The 24,311-nt window shown below is 49.6% G+C and carries 18 protein-coding genes; 9 read left to right on the top strand and 9 right to left on the bottom strand.

Annotated elements, in window-relative coordinates; translation table 11 throughout:
• Positions 1–40: 40 nt before the first annotated feature.
• From ACW9SV_RS19480 to ACW9SV_RS19465, 4 genes are all read right to left on the bottom strand, one after another.
• Entirely contained in the window at positions 41–1,264 is a 1,224-nt protein-coding gene (locus ACW9SV_RS19480; RefSeq protein ID WP_479558438.1) for a PP2C family protein-serine/threonine phosphatase, read from the bottom strand.
• A gap of 218 nt (positions 1,265–1,482) precedes the next feature.
• On the bottom strand, positions 1,483–1,740 hold the full coding sequence (locus ACW9SV_RS19475) for a hypothetical protein (protein WP_479558437.1): 258 nt from the start codon (positions 1,738–1,740) through the stop codon (positions 1,483–1,485).
• Positions 1,737–2,864 (bottom strand): glycosyltransferase, encoded by a 1,128-nt coding sequence (locus ACW9SV_RS19470; protein WP_479558436.1) that lies wholly within the window; start codon positions 2,862–2,864, stop codon positions 1,737–1,739. The genes ACW9SV_RS19475 and ACW9SV_RS19470 overlap by 4 nt, the downstream gene beginning before the upstream one ends.
• Complete coding sequence (locus ACW9SV_RS19465) at positions 2,864–3,874, bottom strand: lysylphosphatidylglycerol synthase domain-containing protein (RefSeq protein WP_479558435.1); 1,011 nt, start codon at positions 3,872–3,874, stop codon at positions 2,864–2,866. The genes ACW9SV_RS19470 and ACW9SV_RS19465 overlap by 1 nt, the downstream gene beginning before the upstream one ends.
• Here ACW9SV_RS19465 and ruvC point away from each other — a divergent pair.
• Positions 3,866–4,438: a crossover junction endodeoxyribonuclease RuvC gene (gene ruvC, locus ACW9SV_RS19460; RefSeq protein WP_479558434.1), complete on the top strand. Its 573-nt coding sequence runs from the start codon at positions 3,866–3,868 to the stop codon at positions 4,436–4,438. The genes ACW9SV_RS19465 and ruvC overlap by 9 nt on opposite strands.
• 100 nt (positions 4,439–4,538) lie before the next feature.
• Here the strand turns inward: ruvC and ACW9SV_RS19455 are convergent, their stop codons facing one another.
• Together ACW9SV_RS19455 and greA are read right to left on the bottom strand one after the other, a co-directional pair.
• Positions 4,539–4,949, bottom strand: coding sequence for an HIT family protein (locus ACW9SV_RS19455; protein ID WP_479558433.1), 411 nt, complete (start codon positions 4,947–4,949; stop codon positions 4,539–4,541).
• A 9-nt stretch (positions 4,950–4,958) separates the two neighbouring features.
• Entirely contained in the window at positions 4,959–5,432 is a 474-nt protein-coding gene (greA, locus tag ACW9SV_RS19450) for a transcription elongation factor GreA (protein ID WP_479558432.1), read from the bottom strand.
• Positions 5,433–5,699: 267 nt separating this feature from the next.
• On the opposite strand from greA, the gene ACW9SV_RS19445 reads away from it, so the two are divergent.
• Complete coding sequence (locus ACW9SV_RS19445) at positions 5,700–6,626, top strand: Ppx/GppA phosphatase family protein (RefSeq protein WP_479558431.1); 927 nt, start codon at positions 5,700–5,702, stop codon at positions 6,624–6,626.
• A gap of 71 nt (positions 6,627–6,697) precedes the next feature.
• Here ACW9SV_RS19445 and ppk1 read toward each other — a convergent pair whose 3' ends face one another.
• On the bottom strand, positions 6,698–8,800 hold the full coding sequence (gene ppk1 / locus ACW9SV_RS19440; protein ID WP_479558430.1) for a polyphosphate kinase 1: 2,103 nt from the start codon (positions 8,798–8,800) through the stop codon (positions 6,698–6,700).
• Between the two features lie 159 nt (positions 8,801–8,959).
• Positions 8,960–10,915: a DNA topoisomerase (ATP-hydrolyzing) subunit B gene (gene gyrB / locus ACW9SV_RS19435; RefSeq protein WP_479558429.1), complete on the bottom strand. Its 1,956-nt coding sequence runs from the start codon at positions 10,913–10,915 to the stop codon at positions 8,960–8,962.
• Between the two features lie 749 nt (positions 10,916–11,664).
• On the opposite strand from gyrB, the gene ACW9SV_RS19430 reads away from it, so the two are divergent.
• The 3 genes from ACW9SV_RS19430 (at position 11,665) to ACW9SV_RS19420 (ending at position 15,149) form a co-directional block, all read left to right on the top strand.
• Positions 11,665–12,642, top strand: coding sequence for an ROK family protein (locus ACW9SV_RS19430; protein ID WP_479558428.1), 978 nt, complete (start codon positions 11,665–11,667; stop codon positions 12,640–12,642).
• A gap of 518 nt (positions 12,643–13,160) precedes the next feature.
• The gene (locus tag ACW9SV_RS19425; protein ID WP_479558427.1) at positions 13,161–14,711 is read left to right on the top strand and encodes a tail fiber domain-containing protein; all 1,551 of its coding nucleotides are present in this window, start codon (positions 13,161–13,163) and stop codon (positions 14,709–14,711) included.
• Positions 14,712–14,939: 228 nt separating this feature from the next.
• Positions 14,940–15,149: a hypothetical protein gene (locus ACW9SV_RS19420; RefSeq protein WP_479558426.1), complete on the top strand. Its 210-nt coding sequence runs from the start codon at positions 14,940–14,942 to the stop codon at positions 15,147–15,149.
• Positions 15,150–15,256: 107 nt separating this feature from the next.
• Here the strand turns inward: ACW9SV_RS19420 and ACW9SV_RS19415 are convergent, their stop codons facing one another.
• The gene (locus tag ACW9SV_RS19415; protein ID WP_479558425.1) at positions 15,257–16,357 is read right to left on the bottom strand and encodes an alpha/beta hydrolase-fold protein; all 1,101 of its coding nucleotides are present in this window, start codon (positions 16,355–16,357) and stop codon (positions 15,257–15,259) included.
• A 447-nt stretch (positions 16,358–16,804) separates the two neighbouring features.
• Between ACW9SV_RS19415 and ACW9SV_RS19410 the strand changes: the two genes are divergently transcribed.
• From ACW9SV_RS19410 to ACW9SV_RS19395, 4 genes are all read left to right on the top strand, one after another.
• The gene (locus ACW9SV_RS19410) at positions 16,805–18,700 is read left to right on the top strand and encodes a glycoside hydrolase family 13 protein (protein ID WP_479558424.1); all 1,896 of its coding nucleotides are present in this window, start codon (positions 16,805–16,807) and stop codon (positions 18,698–18,700) included.
• Between the two features lie 50 nt (positions 18,701–18,750).
• Positions 18,751–19,413, top strand: a complete 663-nt coding sequence (pgmB, locus tag ACW9SV_RS19405; protein WP_479558423.1) for a beta-phosphoglucomutase — start codon at positions 18,751–18,753, stop codon at positions 19,411–19,413.
• A gap of 436 nt (positions 19,414–19,849) precedes the next feature.
• Positions 19,850–22,168, top strand: coding sequence for a glycoside hydrolase family 65 protein (locus tag ACW9SV_RS19400; RefSeq protein ID WP_479558422.1), 2,319 nt, complete (start codon positions 19,850–19,852; stop codon positions 22,166–22,168).
• Between the two features lie 247 nt (positions 22,169–22,415).
• A complete protein-coding gene (locus tag ACW9SV_RS19395; RefSeq protein WP_479558461.1) occupies positions 22,416–24,179 on the top strand; it encodes an alpha-amylase family glycosyl hydrolase in 1,764 nt (587 codons plus the stop codon).
• The last annotated feature ends 132 nt before the right edge of the window (positions 24,180–24,311 follow it).

The raw sequence follows: 24,311 nt of genomic DNA, 5'->3' as shown, positions 1-24,311 counted from the left end.
ATTCTGTTGTAGACAGAGGTGGAAACAGTTTCACCCTTGTTTATTTAAAACGGCAGGAAAGCAGGGTAATGTCATCGCTGAAAGAAGTACCGCTGTTATAGGTATTCACTTCATGCAACAACTGCTTATGGATGGTTTTGGAACTCACGTACCGGCAGTTCTGCAAAACTCTGATGGTATTTTCAATCCCGAACTCATCCTCGTCGTGGTTGAACACCTCGGTAAGACCATCGGTGTAGCAGAAAACAAGTGAATTGTGAGGCAAATACACTTTGGTGACCGGTAAAAACGGAAGCTCATCAAAGATGCCCAACATGGTGCAGCCTTCCTCCAGCAAACGGTAGGTGTTATCCTCGTACAGCAGAATAGAGGCGTTGTGCCCGGCATTCACGTAGCTGAGTTCGCGGGTGGTTCTGTTGTAAATGGCCAGGAAACAGGTAATGAACTTCTCAGCGATGGCGTTGCGGTAAATGAGGTCATTCAACTCACTGACAATGGTGCTCAGGTTGGTGGTCTGGCGAAGAATAGTGCGCAGTCCGGCCTGGAAGTTTGACATCAGCAGCGACGCCGGCACCCCTTTCCCAGACACGTCGGCCACGCAGAAAAGAAACTGGTCTTTGTCTATGGGAACATAGTCATAGTAGTCTCCCCCAATGGACGAGTGCGGAATATAGGTGGCATGGATGGCAACGTCTTTGTTGTTGGGCAGCGACTTAGGGAAGAGCATGTTTTGCACCTCGCGGGCAATCTCTATCTCCTTGCGCATGGCCTCCTGGGTAAGGCGGTGCCGCTCTAACCGGCGGTTCTCCATGGCCACCAGAATGATGTTACTCAGCGTCTGCACAAAGCTCAAAGCCCCCAAGGTGGTGTAATAGGCATTTACGTTACCGATCATGACAAAGGCCAGGATGCGGTTGTTATGCATGATGGGAATAACAATCTCAAAGTCATGCCACCGGCGGTCAATGTCTAACTGAGATAAAGAGGTGATCTCCCGCAGCTCAGTGATGGCGGGCGGCAGCTCCATTTCCCTGAAGTTGTGCTGGGTTCCAAAACTTACCTTACACTCCCATTCCTCGTCAATCAGGAAAAGCGAAAGCCGCCGAATGTTGAGCTGGGCCAGTAAGGTAAAGTGGTAAATCTTGTAAAGCGCTTCTTCCGGAAGGTTGTTGTTTATGGCCTTGGTGATTTCCAACAGTGCCGCCAACTCCAACTTCTTCAGGTTCAATTCCTGCTCTACCGTAGGAAATTTCAATTCAGACATTTGTTACAGGTATAAACAATTCATCTACCTTCAGAGCCCAAACATACTCAAAAAAGCACGGTACGGTTGTTGGCAGGTAAGTTTATGATAAAAATAGTTGACCGCTTGCCTCCTCTTTAATCCTTGGTGTTTGGGTAGGTGGCCTATCTAACCAAGTACCGCTCTTCGTTTAAGGCACAGGTTCAGCAAATCAGATCCAAAAGGTAAAATAAGTTTCACTATTTGGAGTTATGGCTAAGTAGCCCCTCCTTGGTAGCCAGAAAGAAATACTGGTGTGCTTCCCGTGCAAAATGGTCAGGGTCAAAAGGCACTTCGGTATCCTGGTCTGGAAAGAGGCACTTGATGAAGTTCATGCTGATCAACCCTCTTAAAGCTTCTCTTAGCTCCTGTTCTGGCAGCCCCAGCTCCTCTTGCAACTCCTGAAAGGAAGTTACAAAGTAAAGCTCATCCAGTATATCAAATTCTTGGTCTGTCATGCTGTTTTCAATTGGCGGCCCTTCCAGTTATACTTCCCCCGCAGTCCTAAAAGAGCGGTGAAGAGGATGTATGGCACATACACTAATTGTAATAACCCTAGAGACGAAAGTAACCGCTTTTTGCCAAATAAGTTTAAAACCGATTGCAAAAGCAGGGTATCTGCCCCCATTTTTGTGGTTAATACGATGCCCAAAAACCAAAAAGGCCAATGGTAGAATAACGTTCCGCACAAGGCCCAAAGTATGGACACGTTCCCGCCCAACACCAACACCGCCAATACCTGCGAGAAGTAAGAATCATAGTGCTTCCATTTGCTTGCCCACCTAACCCGCTGGTGCAGAAATTGGGAAAGCGTAGCGGCTGCCGGAGTCAATACAATGGCTGCAGGGGATTTAGCAAAAGCCACGTGGCCAGGAAAATGCCGGTGGATTTTATGAAGCAGGAACTCATCATCGCCGGAAGGCACCTGCTCGTTCCCCTTGAACCCTTCTACTGCATAAAAAGCTGCTTTTTCATACGCCAGGTTAGCCCCGTTGCACATGGTAGGTTTCTGTTCGGCAATGGAGGCCGCCCCAACCCCTATCAAAGCCGAGAATTCTAAAGCCTGTAGCCTCTGCCAGCGCGTGGTCAAAGGTGAATACCCTACCGGTCCGCTGATAAGTTTTGGTTGCTGTTGGTGCCTAAGGTGGTTAAATGCCTGAAGCCACTGCGGCGAAACCCGGCAGTCCCCATCGGTGCAGGCAATCCAATCACCTTGGGCGTGCTTGATGCCTATTTCCACCGCGGCCTTTTTCTGCCTCTTTCCTGAAAAATCCTTCAAAAACAGCAAGGTCAACGGAAGAGAACTCTGTTGTTGAAACTCCTGCACCAACCTGGGGGTGCCATCTTCTGAATGGTCATCCACCACAAGCACCTCAAAAGCCGAAGCCGGATACTCTTGTCGTTCCAGGTCTTGAAGCAGGGAAAGGATGTTAGTTGCCTCGTTTCGGACGGGGACGATGACAGAAAAGAAAACGGGAGGCGCTTCTCCCTTGGGGGTGAAAACAGGAAGTTTCCGCCAGGCGTACCAGCACCGGAGCACCACCACGGCATACAGACCTACCACCAAAGAAAGTAGCAGCATTACCGGGTGTTGGAGAGTTTAAGCGGTAGCACAAAAATTAGCCCCAAGGCGCTGGGCAGGGCGATATTAAGGGTCCACAACGAGAGGCTGGCTCCTAGCACCAGCAATTGGTCTTGCCCCATCAACCCAAAGAAGTGCATTGCGGAGAGCTCGCGCATGCCAATATCAGCCAGAGCATTGATGGAAGGCACAATGGACTTGATCAGAAAAGTACCTGCCACTCCCCACACGTATTCATCCAGGGAAAGGTGTACCCCAAAGGCCCACAGCAACGCCACGAACTGCCCCACGAACACCAGGTATCTGGCGCCAGAAATCAGCAAAACTTTTCTTAGCTCAACGGAGGAATACGTGCCGATCACCGAAAAATAGTGTACCCACCGCCTCAGGAACGATACTCTTTCCAACAGGGAAATGGCCCACTGAAAACTGAACAGCAAGGCCAAGGCCCACCCATTCACCAATAGCAATCCAATCCCAACGGATATTCCCACCGGTGAGGCTAAGGGCACATAGTATTCGTACACGAAAAAGGCAATTGCCCCTGATCCCATTAACACAGTAGCAAACAATTGGCACAGGCGACCCAACAGAATGGCGCCAATGGCATCGGCCCGGTCTTTCCGGTGGAGGGTTAAGATGCGGCCGGCGTAGTCACCCATGCGGTTGGGGGTGACAAAGCCCAGGGTGAGGCCCACCAGAACGGCACGGTACGCTTCCAGAAAAGAGATCTTCTCAAATTTACGGGAAAGGAACTGCCATTTAGTGGCTTCTATGCCCCAGTTCACCGGTAATAATGCGGCTGCCAGGCACAAGGCCATTTCGTTAGTGGACCAAATCTTTTGAAAAGTTGCAAAAGAAAAGGTGCTGTGCGAACTGGCTTCCAGAATAGCTTGTCTCAGGTAATATAAGGTAAGGCCGAAGACTGCCAGTTTTCCCAGCCCCACCAAAAGACGCCGCGATACCAGCACTTTGCCGGATTGTTTGTAATTTTGCGCTTCATGATTCATTCTACCGCAGTTCTTCCTAATAATAAGTTAATCTTAGGCGTGGACCCCGGCACCAACGTAATGGGCTACGGCCTGTTGGAGGTGAACGGCTCCAAAATAACGGTGCACCAGTACGGGGTGCTTCAACTTAAAAGCTACTCCAACCATGCCGTTAAGCTTAAGAAAATATATGACAGTACCCTCCGCCTGATCACCGAGTACCTTCCCGATGAAATGGCTATTGAGGCTCCGTTTTTCGGGACTAACGTACAGTCCATGCTAAAGTTGGGCCGGGCCCAGGGCGTGGCCATCGCCGCTGCCCTCTCCCGCGATATCCCGTACGTGGAATACGCCCCAAAGAAAATAAAACAATCTGTGACCGGCAACGGGAACGCCTCCAAAGAGCAAGTGGCGGCCATGCTGCTGCAGATTCTCAAGATAAAGGAAGCGCCTAAGTTCCTGGACGCCACCGATGCCTTAGCCGTGGCGCTTTGCCACCATTACTCACAGGGTGCGAACCAAAAAGCGGGCGGAAAATCCTGGAAAGCGTTCCTTACCGAGAACCCAGACCGGCTTTCAAAGTAAACAACATCCTAAACCAGGTTCCTAAAATTAAGTCAGCCGTTTTGAAGTTCTTTTCTCAGAAAGAACCTCAAAACGGCTGACTCTTTGTCTCTTATGGAAATTAACTTCCGGCCTCGGTTTTCAGCGCCTGCCTGATTTTACCGGCAATCTCCTCCATCTCAGAAGGTTCAAACTTTTGCTTGGGGTTGCTGAAGTTCATGTCAGAGATCTGGTTGATAGGCACCAAATGCACATGCGCATGCGGCACCTCCAGACCAACTACTGCCACTCCCACTTTGCGGCAAGTAACTGCTTTCTTGACCCCTACCGCTACCTTCTGGGCAAATTTGTGAAGATCTGCCAGGGTATCTGGGTCCATGTCAAAGATGTAGTCAATGGGCTCTTTGGGGATCACCAGCGTGTGGCCTTTCACCAACGGGAAAACGTCCAGGAAAGCCAGAAAACGCTCGTCTTCCAGCACTTTGTAGGCAGGTACTTCGCCACTGATGATCTTGGAGAAAATGGTTTCCATGGCAGCTGATTAACGTGAAATTTCCAGAATCTCGAACCGAAGCTTTCCGGCAGGAACGGTGATCTCAGCGATCTCCCCCACGGATTTACCTAGCAAGCCCTTACCAATGGGTGACTTCACGGATATTTTTCCGGCTGCCAGATTAGCCTCTTCCTCGGCAACCAGGGTGTAGAGCATTTCCATGTTGTTGCCCAGGTTCTTTAGCTTCACCTTGGAAAGGATGAGCGCTTTGGTAAGATCCAGGTTAGACTCATCTATGAGACGAGCATTCCCAATCACTTCCTCCAGTTTAGATATTTTCAGTTCAAGGTGACCTTGGGCATCTTTGGCTGCGTCATATTCAGCGTTCTCACTCAAGTCCCCTTTATCACGAGCTTCTGCCAGCTGACGGGCCACTTCGGCACGGCCTTTTGTCTTCAGTTCATGTAACTCTTCCTTGAGCTTCTGCAATCCTTCTGGGGTGTAGTAAGATACTGTTGCCATATTAGTAATGGGTTAGTACAAAGATTAAAAAAGAAGAACGGCCTTCCTGCGTGGAGACCGTTCTTATGCTAAGGTATTACATTTTTTCTAAAGTACATGCATCAGAACTATTATTTTGCGCAGCAGTATAGGAGCAGATATGCCAGTTTAACCTAAAACCATCCGGTAAGCCCACCTTCATGGTTTTACTTGATTTCATATTAAATTACCATTAATTCTGAAGTAATATTAAAAGATTAAGAGTTTTGGTATTAGTTTTACAAACGTATGTCAGAAGCCACCGAACCTTTTCTAAAACTTGCCGCAGTAGACATAGGCTCCAACGCGGTTAGATGCCAGATATCCAACGTCTTTCGATTTGAAGACCACACCCTCTTTAAACGGGTAGAATACATCCGGTACCCCATGCGCCTGGGCGAGGATGTATTTGCCACCGGAGTCATCTCTCGGCCTAAAGCCGAAAAATTCATGAAGCTCCTCCACGGCCTTTACCTCATCATGCAGGTACACGAGGTGCACGACTTTATGATCTGCGCCACCTCGGCTATGCGCACCGCCACCAACGCCCCAGAGATTATTGACGAGATCAGAAATAAACTGGGTCTGCACATCCAGGTGATTGACGGTACCACCGAGGCAGACCTCATCAACTTGGTTATCCGGCAGCAACTGGATGGGCAAAACTATTTGCACATTGACGTGGGTGGCGGTAGCACCGAGTTCAACATCTATGTGAACCGCATGAAGGTAGCCTCGCAATCCTTTGAGCAAGGTTCAATTCGGCACATGCAGGGCGAAGAATCTATGGAAATTTGGGAATGCATGCGCGAATGGGTCACCGAGAAAGCCCGAATGCACCATGTCTCCCACGCCATTGGCACCGGGGGTAACATCAACAAAATCTATGAGATGGCCGGTAAAATGGGGGGTAAACCAATTTACCTCGACCAAATAGAACAGGTGGTAGACCAAATCTCCAGCTATTCCATGGAAGAGCGCGTAAAGGTGCTCCTGCTCAACGCCGACCGGGCCGATGTGATTGTTCCGGCCGCCGAGATTTATCTATCTGCCATGCGCTGGGCCAACATTGACAACATGTTAGTACCCCAGATTGGTTTGAAAGACGGCATTCTGCAATCTTTGTACGAGCGTCATCTTGGAGCAACCCAACACCACTTCAAGCTTGATTTTTAAAATGTGATTTGAAAACAGAAAGGGCGACCATGCAAATGGTCGCCCTTTCTGTTTTAAGTAGTAGTGGAATATTAAAACAGGCAAGCATCCACCTCTACATCCGTGGATAGGTGGAAGAACTCCCGGTGCATGTTGAAGATAGGTTCTCCTTCTGCAGGTTGGCGTTTGATGTAAGAACCATCCTCACGCATGATGTAGGAGTTGTGGTTGTCCATAAGGTTGTACCGCAGAATGTTGATGGCCTGACGTTTCAGGTCTTCGTGCACAATGTAGAACAGGGCCTCAATGCGGCGCTCAAAACTGCGAACCATGATATCGGCGCTGCCCCCCAGAACCTGCGGATCTCCATTGTTATGGAAATAGAACAGGCGGGCATGCTCCAGGTACTCACCCACAATGGAACTCACTTGTATGTTCTCGCTCAAACCTTCACGGCCTGGGCGTAGGCAGCAGATACCACGCACAATTAGCCTTATCTGTACCCCTGCCTGCGAGGCGGCATAAAACTCATCAATCACATACTTGTCTTCCAGAGAATTTATCTTCACTACAATACCCGATGGAAGCCCGTTCTCAGCGTTGCGCGTCTCTCTTCTGATGAGCTCAATTAACTGCTGGCGCATGTCTTTGGGCGCGGTAATCAGGTACTCGTAATTTTCTGGGTAAGAGTGCCCGGTGATTACGTTGAAGAACTCAGACACGTCATGCCCATACACGTCATCGGTGGTCAGAAGGCTGATGTCGGTGTAGGTTCGGCTGGTAGACTCGTTGTAATTCCCGCTGCCAATGTGCACGTACCGCGTCACCTTCTCTCCCTCCTTCCGGATGATCATGAGCATCTTGGTGTGCGTCTTGTATTTACTGATTCCGTAGATCACGAAGCAGCCAGCCTTCTCCAGTTTCTCCCCTTCCCGTAGGTTGCGCTCCTCGTCAAAACGGGCTTTCACCTCCAGTAATGCCGAAACGTGTTTCCCATTTTCGGCAGCTTTCAGCAAAGCGGCGGTCACTCTGGAGTTATCGGCTAACCGGTAGATCGTCTGTTTGATTCCCAGCACATACGGATCTTCAGCGGCTTTCTCCAGCAGCGTCACCACGGGTTCTATGCTGTTGTACGGGTGGTGCAACAGCACATCATGGTGCTTGAGGTACTCAAAAATGTTATCCATGGCCCCAGGCGGTAAGCTAGGTGCCGGAATGGGAGGTGAAGGACGTTGAATTTTATTGGAGAAATGCGGGTGCCGGATGATCTGCCACAGCGATTTAAGGTCTATCAACCGGTCAATAACAAAGATGTTGGCATTGTCAATGGACCACCGTTCCTTCAACAATTTCATCATGTACGGAGAAGGCGCTCGTTCCACCTCCAGCCTTACCACCCGGCCTTTTTTCCGGTTCTTCAGTTTCTGCTTTACCTCCTGCACAAAGTCCTGATCCATGTCATCGCTTTCCTCCAAAGTGAAGTCCCCGTTCCGGGTTATCCTGAAAAGGTTCATGGATTCAATCTCCACGTTGCGGAAAAGCTTGTCCATGTTCCAGCGGATGATCTCCTCAATGGGCACGAAGATGATCTTGTTTTTGCGGGAAATTTCGAAAAAGCGGGTCAAATTACCGGGTACCTGCACAAAGGTGATTCGGCTCTGCTGCTTTTCTTCCTCTGAAGTACGGGTGACCACCGCAAAGATGAGCAACTGGTTCATCATGAGCGGGAATCCATGGTAACTGTCATACACCATGGGCGTCAACAGCGGGTACACCGTATGCTTAAAGTAGTAAGCGGCTTTGGCCTGTTCAGACTCTGTTAAGTCCTCTACCCGGCAGATGTTGAAACCATGCTTCTCAAATTCTGGCATCAGCTCTTCATAGGCAGCGCACTGGTCACCCACAAAGCGGTGGGCAAGGTCCAGCAGCTTTTTCCGGAAGGGTAGTTCCCGTAAACCGGAGTAGTCTACGCGCTCCTTTCCAAAGTCTATGTAGTTGTACAAGCTACCTACCCTAATCATGAAGAACTCATCCAGGTTGGAGGAGGTAATGGCCAGGAACTTCATTCTATCAAACAGAGAGGTGTGGCGGTTACTAGCCAAATCCAACACCCGGTAATTGAAACGCAACCAACTAAGGTCACGGCTGATGTAGTTACTTCTCCGGATTTGCTCCGATGCCTTGATTGAATTCATAGCAGGTGGTCAACTTCTACTTATCTGGTCTTCTTTATACGCAAGACGGCTTCCGCCTGTACGTTCTTCTTGTCTCTTTAAAGTAACGGCTTTAAGAGACGAAGTGCAACAGAAAAGCCTGCATGGAGCAGGCTTTTCTGTTGCATATGGATATAACGCTTAAACGTCTACTTTGGCGTATTTCGCGTTTCGTTCTATAAAATCTCTGCGGGGGGCTACTTCATCGCCCATGAGCATAGAGAAAAGGTGGTCTGCCTCAGCGGCCGAATCTACCGACACCTGCTTTAAGCTGCGGGTATCTGGGCGCATGGTGGTTTCCCAAAGCTGTTCAGGGTTCATCTCACCAAGACCTTTGTAGCGCTGTACGCCCACACTCTCGTCTTTTCCTTTGCCCAACTCAGCAATAGCCTCAATGCGGTCTTGCTCGGTCCAGCAGTACCGCTCTTCCTTGCCTTTCTTCACTAGGTATAGCGGTGGAAGCGCGATGTACACGTAACCGTTGTCAATCAAATCACGCATGTAGCGGAAGAAGAACGTCAGGATCAAGGTTCTGATGTGGGAACCGTCCACGTCCGCATCCGTCATGATGATGACTTTGTGGTAACGCAGTTTAGCCATGTTCAAGGCCTTGTCGTCTTCCGGAGTCCCGAAGCTCACGCCAAGGGCAGTGATCATGTTCTTGATCTCTTCGTTCTCGTAGATGCGGTGCTCCTGCGCTTTCTCCACGTTCAGGATTTTACCACGCAACGGCAGAATAGCCTGGAACTTACGGTCACGGCCTTGTTTGGCCGAACCACCTGCTGAGTCACCCTCTACCAAGTACAATTCGCAGTTTTGAGGATCAGAGTCAGAGCAGTCAGCTAGTTTTCCAGGTAAACCAGAGCCTCCCATCACGTTTTTCCGCTGCACCATCTCGCGGGCCTTACGGGCCGCTAAACGGGCTTGCGCCGCCAGAATTACTTTCTGGATAATGATTTTGGCTTCTTTCGGGTTTTCTTCCAGGAATTGGTTCAGGATCTCTCCTACCACCGTGTCCACGGCTCCCATTACGTCTGAGTTACCCAGCTTAGTTTTGGTCTGGCCTTCAAATTGCGGTTCCTGCACTTTCACAGAAATCACCGCAGTTAATCCTTCTCTAAAGTCATCGCCCTGGATCTCTACCTTTGCTTTCTCCAGCATACCAGAACGCTCTGCATAGGCTTTCAAAGTCCGGGTAAGTGCCCGGCGGAAACCGGCTACGTGAGTACCACCTTCGTGAGTATTGATATTGTTTACGTAGGAGAAGATGTTCTCTGTGTAGGACGTGTTGTAGTTTAAGGCAATTTCAACCGGAATACCGCCTTTTTCGCTTTCCACGTAGATAGGCTCAGGAATCAGGTTTACCCTAGTTTCCTCTAAATAGGCTACAAACTCACGAAGACCACCTTCTGAGTAGAAAGACTCACTCAGGTATTCACCTGGGGTAACTTCTTCCCTTAAATCGGTCAGGTTGATTCTGATGCCTTTGTTCAGGAACGCCAACTCGCGCAAACGGCTGGCTACCGTCTCGTATTTGTATTCAGTTACCGTGAAGATGCTGGCATCTGGCTGGAAATGAACTGTGGTTCCCGTTCTATCAGTAGTGCCTATCTCCCGTACCGGGTACGCAGGCACACCTATATTATAATGTTGCTCGTAAAGTTTTCCATTGCGATGCACGGTCACGTGTAGGTCAGTAGATAAAGCGTTTACGCAGGAAACCCCCACGCCGTGCAATCCGCCTGAAACCTTATAGCTGTCTTTGTCAAACTTACCTCCCGCGTGTAGCACGGTCATTACCACCTCCAGGGCCGAGCGGCCTTCTTTCTGGTGGAAGTCTACTGGAATACCACGGCCATTGTCTGAAACGGAAACGGAGTTGTCTGTATGGATGGTGACGCTGATCTCGTCACAGTGCCCGGCAAGGGCTTCGTCTATGGAGTTGTCTACCACCTCCCAAACCAGGTGATGGAGACCTTTAATGCCGATATCGCCGATGTACATGGCGGGCCGTTTACGCACCGCCTCCAAGCCTTCAAGCACCTGGATACTGTCTGCGGAATAGGCGGTCATGTTGTTTTGTTCGATGTCACTCATTGAGTTTTCGGTGGATTATTAACATGCAAAAATACCAAATTTTACCCGGTTTTGCTAGCTTCTTCCCCTTAAATATAGCACAGATTTAATTATTTATTCTGCCTTCTGCCCTTCCTTACTCATTGAGTTTTTTCAACACCCCTTATAAGGCAGAAAAGGGCCTCTAAGGTTTTTTTAGGCTCTTTTTTGATAATCATTCTTAAACCACTTCTCTCCTCAACTGCACCATGCCCCTGCTGAAGCAGTTTATATGCAATCGATTTACTAAACGCCTTTGCTAGTACCTTATTGGCTTGTTATACTAGTATATGCCGATTTGCCAGAAACTAGGCAAAATACCTAATTATATTATGTTAGAGGAGAATACTAAAAGGAGCTTCAGAAGCCAACAAGAGAACTAGCGGAGCATCAAATTAGAGGAGGGTGTTTCGACTTTCTTTTTTAAAGCTTCTTTCCCAAACCTGCTGAAACAAAGATTTAAGAAAAGGCCCTTTGCCGCTAAACAAGGGTATCCGTTTTTTAAGGTTTTTCCCAAAATGAGAAGTAAGAACTTTAGTTGAGGAAATATGCGGCAAATACTAAAAATTTTAAGGTTTCTCTTTCAGCGGAAGCGATAAAAAAGGGTAGCCCTGGCGAATATTTGGCAAAATGCAGGTTTATTCTTAAGTTTCCACCTTATTAAAATAACTAACCGCACGACACCCTTTTGGTATTCGTGCCTTTACCCGCACCAATCTCTACTAACTCTCATGAAGGACGTAATTTTAGGCATTGACATCGGTGGTACGAACACCAAATTCGGATTCATTGACCGCGATGGCATCATCTTAACCAAAGGCGAGCTTCCTACTACTGAAGGGGAAACCGTACATGATTTCCTGCGCATCCTCTACAGTGAGGTGCAATCCAAATTCAAGAAAATTGAAGACGAGGCCAAAGTCATTGGTGTTGGTGTGGGTGCCCCTAACGGTAACTTTTACACCGGTACCATTGAAAATGCGCCAAACCTAAAATGGCACGGTTCGGTGCCGTTGGTAGAGTTACTTCACTCCTACTTTAAGCTTCCTATCTACTTAACCAATGACGCTAACGCAGCAGCTATTGGGGAGATGATCTACGGCGGCGCGAAGGACATGAAGAACTTTGTGGTGGTTACCCTGGGTACTGGCCTGGGTAGCGGTATTGTGGTAAACGGTGAATTGGTGTACGGCCATGATGGCAACGCTGGCGAACTGGGCCACACCCTGGTAAATGTGAAAGGAAGCGGCCGTGTTTGCGGATGCGGACGCCGTGGCTGTTTGGAGACTTACGTTTCTGCCACTGGTATCAAACGCACTGTGTACAAGTTCCTAGCCGACTACACCGACTACAGCGAACTGCGCGGTGTAAGCTTCAATGACCTTACTGCCGAGATGATTACCCAGGCGGCCAAGCGCGGTGATAAAATCGCGATTGATTGCTTTGAGTACACTGGTAAAGTATTAGGCATGAAACTAGCTGATACGGTAGCGCACCTTAGTCCTGAGGCCATCTTCCTGTTTGGGGGCTTAGTTCGTGCCGAGGAGTTCCTGTTTGACCCAGTTCGCTACCACTTAGAGAAAAACTTGCTTAGCATCTTCAAAGGCAAAGTCAAAATCCTTCCGTCTGGCTTAGGTCTTAACAACACCGCCGTGATGGGAGCTGCCGCTCTTGCCTGGAAAGAATTAGAGCGTATGCCTGTGGCCTAACTCTACACCCAAGATATTTGATGAAGCCCGAAGGTGTTCCCTTCGGGCTTTTTTATTTGTTTGTCTGTTCCAAAACTATAATCTGAATTGAAGTTCTATTGACTGAGTTTCAAGAAAAGCTTTCTAAGGGATAGATTTAAATGAGTGCAAAATAGCTTTCCTTTTACTTTCTCCAGAGCAGGTAGAACCTAAATTTGTTATATTCAAACCAGCTTGCCTTTGCAGGCATTCTAAATACTTAAACAAAAGTATTGACACTTAAACTGAAGTAAAATAAATTTAAACAATCACAATTTTCGTCCTTAACAAAGGCTTTTGTAATCTCCCCCCCCCTTCCAAGGACCTCCTCCAAAGTCCTTTTCACGCGACGAAGAACTGCTTTATACAAACTCTTGCGCTTTCCTCAAGACAATAAAACAACTCCATTTCTGGTTCTCCTGCTCTCCTTGTAAAGCCCTAAATGTCTCAAGGCTTTCCTGCCGTCTCCCTTTCCTAAAAGGTACCTTTTAAAAAAAGCTATGAAGAAGCTTGTACTATCCATTTTGGTTCTTTTAACAATTGGCGGGCATTTGAACGCCCAGAACAGCTCACCTTACTGGAGCCTAGCTGGAAACAGCAATGTTGGCTCCGCTAAACTAGGCACCACCAACGGGGTGCACCTCCGCCTTCTTACCAATAATTCAGAAAGAATGCGGATTACCGCCAGCGGTTTGATAGGGATAGGATCTACCATTCCCGATGCAAAACTGTATGTGAATAGTGGCACCACGGTTGATCCCTTCAGGGTACTGGTGAATAACACACCCAAATTCTTGGTGCACAAAGAAGGCGGAGTTAGTGTAGGTTTTAACGCTGCCCCTCCAGTTAATGGCTTACTGGTGAACGGTAATGTAGGCATTGGGACTACAACCCTTACCCCTTTTTACAAATTGCAGGTCATTGGGCAATCCAACACCAACGGAATTCTATCTAGGGGCTCAGCTTATGCTGTACACGCAGAATCTACCAGCGACTTTGGAACAGGAATATTTAGCTCGGCGGGTAAAAATGGAACTGGAATTAGTACCTATGCAGGCCACACCGGAGTAAATTCCCAAGGTAATGCTTTTGGCGTTTATAGCCTTTCTGCACATACGGGTGTCTACGGCTCTGGTGACATCTATGGGGTGTATGGGATTACAAATACCGGGGAAGGCGTTTTTGGATCTAGTGCCAAAGGAGCAGGAGTGCGAGGAAGAGGTTCTGAAGGTTATGGCGGCTTTTTTCAATCCATAGATGGCCCAGGACTATATGCCACCACCATAAACGGAACTTTTGCAGCAATAATTGAAGGCTTAATCTACAATCATGGCTCCTTCCAGAGTAGCGATAAAAACATGAAAAAGAATGTGCAGGAATTTGGCGACGCAATGGGGATCTTAAATCAATTGAAGCCTATCAAATACCAGTACCGCACCGATGCGCAATACAGCAAACTTTCCCTACCTAAGGGGAACCACTTCGGGCTGGTAGCCCAGGATGTAGAAATGGTCTTGCCCGATTTGGTTATGGAATCAGAAATGACTTTACCACCAGATTTTGAAACCAAGGAAAAGCCCAGACACGCTGGCGAACAAACACTAGATCCAGATAATAAAGAGAACAAACGAGAATCCGTCAATGTGAAAGCAGTTAACTATGTAGAACTGGTTCCCTTGTTGATTAAAGCAGTACAGGAACAGCAGGAAACCCTTACTACTTTGTCTGAGAAAGTGGCTGAGCTAGAAGCTGCCTTGCAAAAAAATGGAGAGGGGGCAAATGGCTCTAGATTTTCCGGAATATTACTGGAACAAAATCAACCCAATCCCGTGAACGACGCCACCACATTCCGGTACAAAATTTCGAAGGGAGCCCAGGCTCAAATACAGGTTTATGATTCCGTTTCAGGAAAACTTGTGAGAACCCTTCCAGCTCCCTCAGAAGGCAAAGTGCAGATGAGGACCAATGACTTACACTCCGGTAATTACATTTATACTTTGGTTGTTAACGGCAAAGTAGCTGCTTCCAAACACATGGTGGTAGCTAGGTAACCCTTGTGCTTAACTTATATGAATAAAGGTTGCTTCTGAACCAAAGCAACCTTTATTCATATAAGTTAATATGCAGCAAACAGCATGTCTAATAAGGCAAGTACACCCCTGCGAGAAGTACTAATAATGGTCCAAGTTTGCTCTCCTACCCAATTGCATAATTTCCGTACAAAGACTAAACAGTTCTGAACTGAATTAGAGAACCTTAACCCATACTATTCTTAAACTATGAAAAAAATCATAAAGACTAACCTGATTGCCTTGGCTTTGTTAGCCGGGGTTGCCTCTTGCGGTGGAGAAGATAAACCGGGCGCAACTGAGAAAACTGGTAACACTAACACGGAGGACATGGTGGAAGGCGCCGACGGTGGCCTGGATTCCCTGAACCTGGAAGACACTACCCAAACCAACACCACTACCGGAGAAAACAACCAGTGATTTGTCTACGACCCTGGTTCTGTTTGATCAAATGAGAAGAGCTGCTTTGGGGCTGTATTTACAATAACAGCCTCAAAGCAGCTCTTTCAGCAAGTGCTTGCCTCTATTTACTTAGAGAACATCCACCTGAAAACCGCCGGGAACTCCCGTTGCCAATAAGACTCTTTGTGCTCCCCGTCTTCATGGACCTGGTACTTTAACGCAGAGGACTTCATGCCTTGTTTTGCCAAAATGTCGCGCATGCGAGCCATGTCTGGTACCATTTGTTCCCCTTCCTTAGCGCCTGCCACCAGAAACACCTTCAGATTCTTAGAGGGCTTGGTTTTAGCGGCATATTCATAAAACTCAGGTGAAACCCAAAATGCTGGCGAAAATACCCCGGCACTGCCGTAAACCTGTGGGTATTTCAAAGCCGCATACAAAGAAATCAACCCACCCATGGAACTGCCGGCAACCCCGGTGTGCTCTGGACCAGGAAGAGTACGGTAATGAGCATCAATATACGGTTTAAGCGTCTGGGCCAGGAAGTCAACGTAGGCGTCTCCTTTTCCGCCCCCGTATTTAGCGTTAACCCAAGGCGTGTACTCATTCATCCGCTCTTCGCTCCCATTATCCACGCCTACTACAATGACCTCCCGCCCTTCTGATTTGAACAGTTGGTTCAACGACTCGTCTACGCCCCACTCTCCGCTGTAGCTGTAGAACGCATCAAACAGGTTTTGACCGTCATGCATGTACAACACAGGGTACTTTTTACCGGAAGTGGCATAGTTAGGCGGAAGGTAAAGCCACACTCGGCGGGACTTTTTCAGTTGCGGCATCCAGAACTCGTTGCTCACTACCTGCACATTGGAGGCCGCCGTATGCGCCTTGGCTACTGACGCGAAATTATCCTGCCAATTTTCTACTTCCAGACGGACGGTGTCTATACCCGGTTTGGCTTTATACGCCCGGTTAGCTCTACTGGCCCCATTTGCCCGCGTCTCCCCGGTTTCCCAACTACCCCGGGTGATCTTGTATTCTAGTTCCCCCTCCCCGGCTGGTAGGGTCAGGTAGAACCGCTTATTAGGTGCTTTCTTAAAGGCATGTTGGGATGTCTTTGGATTCCAACCGTTCAGGTTACCAGTCAGGTAGAGGGTATCTCCGGCAGGCGTTTTTTCCGGCACTTTCCTGATTTCGAAAGTTACCTGAGCCTCAGCTTGTAGCATAAAACCTAAGCTGAACCCCAGAAGCATCTTTGTCCCTTTAGACATTTTCATAATTTGGCATTTATAAATCCAGGAAATCGATTTCTTAATTAAAAAAGTGTAGATTTACTCCCATGATTTTGCAATATTAACAATAGTCCCAGAATTACCTATTGGTAGTAAGCCAAGAAAAGTAAAAAGTAGCTGCTTTGGCTCCTGAATGTCAGCCAAAAACGATGCTGCTTCTGTTTTTAGACAAGGCTGCTACCGCATTGCACCAAGGTAGATTGAAGGATAATGGCTGTATTGCAAAGCATGAAGAAGCAAGGAAATCGTTTTCGGGCTAGTTTTTGAAATGGGCCCGATAATCACAAAAGGAGGCTACCCCCAAAGGTGACTTCCTCTGGAGGATTTCTGAGATTAAAAAGCGGGAACAGACCTCCCCTACTAAACCTGAAAACAAAGAAGATGAAGCACCCAGCTATTTCCCCTTTCTTTGCGAAAGGACTTGCTTTACTAAGCATTTTAATTTGCTCCATTACTGCCCAGGCGCAGAAAGCGTCCATTACCCGCGTGGACCCAACCAACTGGTGGGTGGGCATGAAAAACCAGAATCTTCAGTTGTTGGTGTATGGCCCTAATGCGGGTTCTCTGGCCTACTCAATCGATTACCCAGGCGTTAACCTGGTGGAATCTCACAAAGTGGAGAACCCCAACTACGCTTTCCTAGATTTAACGATCGCATCCAACACCAAACCTGGTACTTTCACCATTAGTGGCCGCAACGGAAACCAGAAACTCACCCGCAAATACGAACTGAAAACCCGCGATCAGCAGCCAAAAGGCCAAGGCGTCACTTCCGCTGATTTCATCTATTTAGTGCTACCCGACCGTTTCTCCAACGGCGATCCCAAGAATGACAAATTCAAGGACATGGCCGACACCCAAGCCGACCGGAACAATCCTTTCCTGCGGCACGGAGGCGACATCCAGGGCATCCTGAACCACCTGAACTACATTGAAGAATTGGGCGCCACGGCTCTGTGGCTGAACCCGGTGATTGAAAACAACCAGCCCTTGACTGATGAAGGCGGCGCCATGCGCAGCGCCTACCACGGCTACGCGTTTACCGATCATTATGCCGTAGACAAGCGCTTCGGGGGGAATGAAGCTTACAAGAAATTGGTACAGGCCGCGCACGCCCGAGGGATGAAAGTAGTGCAGGACGCCGTGTACAACCACGTGGGCATCAATCATTGGTTTATCAAAGACATGCCGTCCAAAGATTGGGTGCACCAGTTCCCTACCTACACCAACACCTCGCACAAGTTCCAAGCTATCATTGACCCGCACGCCTCTAAGGCGGATTGGAGCGTGATGATGAACGGCTGGTTTGTGCCCCACATGCCCGACCTGAATCAGAACAACCCCTTCGTGGCCAATTACCTCATTCAGCATGCCCTCTGGACGGTAGAGAACTTTGGCGTGGATGCCTGGCGCATTGACACCTATATGTATAACGATGACGAGTTCATGAACCGCTGCAACCAGGCGTTGATAGATGAATATCCTAATATCCACATCTTCGGGGAGTCCTGGGTGAACAACGTCATTGCGCAGTCGCGTTTTACACGCAACAACATCAACTTCCCGTTTAAAAGCAACCAGCCAGGTACTCTGGATTTTGTGCTCTGGACCGCCATGAACGATGCCCTGAACCAGAACTTCGGGTGGGACGAAGGCGTGAGCAAAGTGCACCAGGTTTTGGCCCAAGACGCCGTGTACCAGAACCCCATGAAACTGGTCACCTTCCTGGACAACCACGATATGAACCGCTACTTCTCCGTGATTGGCGAGGATTTAAATAAGTACAAAATGGGCCTCACCTGGATGCTCACCACCCGCGGCATTCCTTCGCTCTACTACGGCACCGAGATTCTGATGAAGAACTTCAAAGATCCGTCAGACGCGGAGGTACGGAAAGATTTCCCCGGCGGCTTTGCCGGTGACAAGGAAAACAAGTTCACCGCCGCTGGCCGGAACGACCGTGAGAACGAGGCCTTCAACTTTGTGAAGAAACTGGCTAATTACCGCAAGGGCACCCGAGCCCTGCACTCGGGCAAACTCATGCAGTTTGTGCCGCAGGAAGGCACCTACGTGTACTTCCGCTACGATGACTCCAAAACCGTTATGGTGGCCACCAATTCCACCGACAAAGAAGTAGACCTAAAAACCGAGCGGTATGCCGAGCGAATGAACGGCTTCACCAAAGCCCGCAACGTACTTTCAGATCAGAACCTGGGCAACCTGGTCAGCATCAAGATTCCGGCTAAAACCGCTTTGGTGCTGGAACTACAGAAATAACCCGTTTTATACCCCATTACCTGAAAACACCGGAAAAACAGAAAGAAAATATGAGTACCATCAAAGCTTGCCTTTTTGACCTTGACGGCGTACTGGTTGACACCGCCGTGTACCATTTCAAAGCGTGGCGCCAACTGGCCCAAACCCTCGGCATTGATTTCACCGAGCACGACAACGAGCGTCTCAAAGGCGTGAGCCGCGTCCGTTCCCTGGAGATCATCCTGGAGATCGGCAACCAGACCATGGAGCAGGAGAAAATGCTGGCCCTCTGCGAGCAGAAAAACACCGAGTACCTGCTGGATGTAGCCAAAATGACCCCAGACGAGATCCTGCCCGGTGTGGTGGATTTTCTCAAAGCCCTAAAAGCCGAAGGCATCAAAATCGCCCTGGGATCAGCCAGCAAAAACGCGCAACTCATCCTGGAACGCACCGAACTGCTCCCCTACTTTGACGCCATCATTGACGGCCGCCATGTGGTGAACGGCAAGCCCCACCCAGAGGTATTCCTGAAAGGCGCCGGGGCTTTGGGCGTGCAGCCAGAAGAATGCGTGGTGTTTGAAGACGCCGTAGCTGGTGTGGAAGCCGCTAAAAACGGGGGCATGCTGTGCGTAGGCGTTGGTCAGCCAGACGTGTTAACGCAAGCCGACATCGTGGTAAAAGACCTGACCGAAATGACGGTAGAGCGCCTGCATGCATTAGAGCAGAAAGCCTAACCAGTTTTAGGACTGTTTTTTAATATTCAGCTTCAAAACAAAAAAGAATGGGCAAGCAGATTTGTCCCCCTTCGAAGGGGGTTGGGGGATGACAAAGCCTTCGGAAGAACCTAAACCAGAGGTAAGCAGAAGAAAGAATGAATCTCGGGAATTCCATAGCTGCTAACTATGGCGCAGATTTACTTCCGTGACTTCCGAAAGAGCTTCCTCCGCAGGGCACGGAAGTAAATCCGCGCCATAGAATAGAAAATCGGTTCTTAGTAGTGAAGATTCTGCTAAAGAAATCATCCCCCTACCCCCTTCAAAGGGGGACGAAGAAGTACCTAACAAGTGAATGTATTTTGAGCCTAATTTCCAGAAATGGCTCTGAAACAGAAAACCAGAAAATAGAAAATAAATCCTGATACGTGTGTCTTGATACTTGATACGAACGATTATGAAACAATACCTTACCGTAGATGAGTGGTCTATCATTGAAGAAGGATTCCACCCGCATTATAACCAAATTACCGAGAGTGTTTTCAGTTTGGGCAACGGCCGCATGGGCCAGCGCGCCAACTTTGAGGAGGCGTTCTCCGGCGAGACGCTGCAAGGCAATTACGTGGCTGGCGTGTACTACCCAGACAAAACCCGCGTGGGCTGGTGGAAGAACGGCTATCCAGAGTACTTCGCCAAGGTGCTGAACGCCGCCAACTGGATAGGCATTGCCGTGAAGGTAGATGGTGAAACCCTAGACCTGCACCACTGCCAGGTGTTGGAGTTCCGCCGCGAGTTGAACATGCGCGAAGGCTGGCTGGAGCGTACGTTCACGGCCCAACTGCCCAGCGGCAAACAAGTACGCGTAAACGCCAAGCGGTTCACCAGCATCGTGGACGATGAGGTGGGCGCCATCCGCTACAGTATCACGCCGGTGAACTTCAGCGTTACGCTTACCCTCACTCCGTACGTGGACGCCGACATCATGAACGCCGATTCCAACTACGACGAGAAGTTCTGGAACGAAATCCTGCAGGAAGCACAGCCTACCGAAGGCTACGTAATTGCCGAAACCAAGAAAACGTTCTTCCACGTGTGCACCGGCCAGAGGTTTGTGGTAACGCAGAACGGTCAGGCGGTGGAAGTAAGCGCCAGCCCAGAAGAGCGCACCAAATACATCGCCTCCACCTTTGAGCTTCCGGTGCAGGAAGGTCAGGAAACAGTGTTGTATAAATATGCCGCAAACCTTTCCTCTGAGAACCACCCTAAGGAAGAGTTGCTGACCAACACCAAAAAGGTGCTTGCCGCCGCCGCAGAGAAAGGCTTTGAGCAGATGCTGCAGGAACAAGCTGATGCGTGGGCTGCTAAGTGGGAAGAAAGCGACATCATGATTGAGGGCGATGCCACGGCCCAGCAAGGCATCCGCTTCAACATTTTCCAACTGAACCAGACTTACACCGGCGAAGACGAACGCCTGAACATCGGGCCGAAAGGTTTTACTGGCGAGAAATACGGCGGAACCACCTATTGGGACACCGAGGCGTACTGCCTGCCGTTCTACCTGGCCACCGCCGATCCGCAGGTAGCCCGCAACCTGTTGGTGTACCGTTACAAGCACCTGCAGAAAGCCATTGAAAACGCGGAGAAGTTGGGCTTTACCGGCGGTGCGGCCTTGTACCCAATGGTGACCATCAACGGCGAGGAGTGCCACAACGAGTGGGAAATCACCTTTGAGGAAATCCACCGCAACGGGGCCATTGCGCACGCTATCCATGACTATATCCGCTACACTGGCGATGACAGCTACCTGGCCGAGTACGGCCTGGAAGTACTGGTGGGCATCTCCCGTTTCTGGGCGCAGCGCGTGAACTGGTCGGCGGCCAAAAATCAGTACGTAATGCTGGGCGTGACCGGCCCGAACGAGTACGAGAACAACGTCAACAACAACTGGTACACCAGCACCATCGCCACCTGGACCCTTGAATACACACTAAAAGCGCTGCAACATGTGCAGAATGCCGACGCAACCCGTTACGCAGAACTGGTGGAGAAAATGAACCTGAACGTGGAGCAGGAAGCGGCCAAGTGGCAGCACGTGATTGACAATATGTACTACCCAGTGGACGAGAAACAAGGCATTTTCTTGCAGCAGGACGGCTTCCTGGACAAAGAGCAGACGCTGGTACGCGACCTTGATCCGAAGGATCGTCCGTTAAACCAGAAATGGTCCTGGGACAGAATCCTGCGTTCGGTGTTCATCAAACAGGCAGATGTGTTGCAAGGCATTTACCTCTTCGAAGACCGTTATGACCTGGATACCATCCGGAGAAACTTCGATTTCTACGAGCCCCGTACGGTGCATGAGTCTTCGTTATCGCCTTGCGTGCACTCCATTCTGGCAGCCAAATTAGGCGATGAGCAACGCGCCTATGAGTTCTATCTGCGCACCGCCCGCCTGGACCTGGACGACTACAACAACGACACAGAGGACGGTTGCCACATCACAAGTATGGCTGGTACCTGGATGTCGGTGGTGCAAGGCTTCGGGGGTATGCGCGTGCGGGATAACCAACTGTTTTTCAATCCATTCATCCCATCCGGCTGGACTTCTTATTCCTTTAAAATACGCTTCCGCGGGCATCTTCTCAACATCAAGGTGACCAAAGACAGCGTGACCATTGAGAACCAGGCGGAGAAGGCAATCACCCTGAACGTGTTTGACCAACCGCAGACCATTGAGGCAAACGCCAAAGGGGAATTTGCGCACCAACTGGTGTAAATCTTTACTTCTGTTTTGGGCCTGTTTTTATCTAATCAGGCCCAAAACAGAAAATTCACTGGCGTGAGACTCCAGGACAGCGCCAGTTTAAATGTAACTTTTGGCACCCGATTCAAGCTACATGACACCTAAATCCACCAAACAACCGTTCCTTTCCTTTGTGCTGCTGGCCGCCTTGGCGGGAGCCTGTACTTCAACGGCGCCTACCACCACCAGCACGACAGAAACCAAAGCATCGGCCCCTGTGATGACAACGCCTACACCCGCCACTGATCCCAACACCACCGAGGAAGAGATCCAGGACCACAAAATGGTGATCTACCAGATGATGACGCGCCTGTTTGGGAACAAGAAAGCGCTGAACAAAACCTACGGCACCCTGCAGGAAAACGGCGTGGGCAAGTTCAACGACATCACCGACAAAGCCTTACAGGAGATCAAGAAGTTGGGGGCCACGCACGTATGGTACACCGGGGTGATTGAGCACGCGCTCATGACTGACTACTCTAAGTTTGGCGTGCACCTGGACGATGCCGATGTGGTGAAAGGTCGGTCCGGGTCGCCGTACGCCATCAAGGATTACTATGACGTAAACCCCGATCTGGCGGTGGACGTGAAGAACCGGATGAAGGAGTTTGAGGCCTTGGTGCAGCGCACGCACAACAATGGGCTCAAGATGATTATTGATTTTGTGCCCAACCACGTGGCCCGCTATTACGGCTCAGACGCCAAGCCCAACGGAGTAGAAGATTTTGGGAATCAGGATGATAAAACCGCTTCCTTCAAGCCCAGCAACAACTTCTACTACATTCCTGGCGAGGCGTTGAAAGTGCCCAACACCTACAATCCTTTGAGCGGCACCTACCGCGGACCACAGGAAGACAGCAAGTTCGCAGAGAATCCGGCCAAGGTGACCGGGAACGATGTGTTCAGTGCCTCGCCCAGCGAGAACGACTGGTTTGAGACCGTGAAGTTGAACTACGGAATAGACATCCAGAACAACCGCACCAAACACTTCTCGCCTACCCCAGACACCTGGGGCAAGATGCGGGACGTTTTACTGTACTGGGCCGGCAAAGGCGCCGACGGTTTCCGCTGCGATATGGCCGAGATGGTACCCGTGGAGTTCTGGGCCTGGGTTATTCCGCAGGTGAAAGCCAAGCACCCAAACATCAAGTTCATTGCCGAGATCTACAACCCCAAAGAGTACCACAACTACATTAGGACCGGCGGCTTTGACTACCTCTATGACAAGGTAGGTTTGTACGATGGCGTGCGCCGCCTGATGGAAAACCGCGGCCAAGGCAACACCGCCGAGATCACCAAAGTTTGGCGCGAAGAGAGCCGCGGTATTTCCAACCACATGCTGCGCTTCCTGGAAAACCACGACGAACAGCGCCTGGCCTCTTCTGAGTTCGCGGGAACTCCGTGGGCGGCAGTACCAGCCATGACAGTCAGCGCTACTTTAGGCAGTGGTCCGGTGATGGTGTATTTTGGGCAGGAAGTAGGCGAACCGGGCAAGGGCCACGAAGGCTTTCAGGGCGAAGACGGCCGCACGACCATCTTTGACTACTGGGGCGTTCCAACGCATCAGGCCTGGATGAACGGCGGCAAATTTGACGGCGGCAAGCTCACCGAGGACCAGAAACGCCTCCGCGAATTCTACACCAAATTGCTGAACCTGAGCACCAGCCGCGAAGCCATCCGCAAAGGTAAATTCTATGCGCTCACCGCTGAGGAAAACTCTGCCCCTAAAGGCGTGTATGCGTACCTGCGCCACACCGCCCAGGAACGGGTATTGGTATTGGTGAACTTCAACCGCGAAGCTTCCAATTATTCCTTAACCTTACCTCAGGAAGCGTTGGCAAACATTGGTGTAGAGGCCAAAAGCTCTTTCATCTTGCAAGACCTGCTTACAGATACGCCTCCCCTGTTTTTACAGCCTTCGGTGAAAACCAGCATCACCCTGGCGCCGCTGAGTGCCCACATGTTTTTGCTGCAGAATAAATAGATCTCCAAACCTGTGGGGCTTTGAAAACCTTACAGGTATTTACTTTTTAGACTTGTGTTTCGGGCCTGATTTACCGAGATTATCTCTGAAACGCCGCAACTGAACTACAAACAAATCTTCACCCTTTAATCT

The organism is Rufibacter sp. JT20002 (assembly GCF_056491185.1).
Note: the sequence above shows the minus strand (reverse complement) of the source record. Positions and strands in the feature narration are given on the sequence as shown.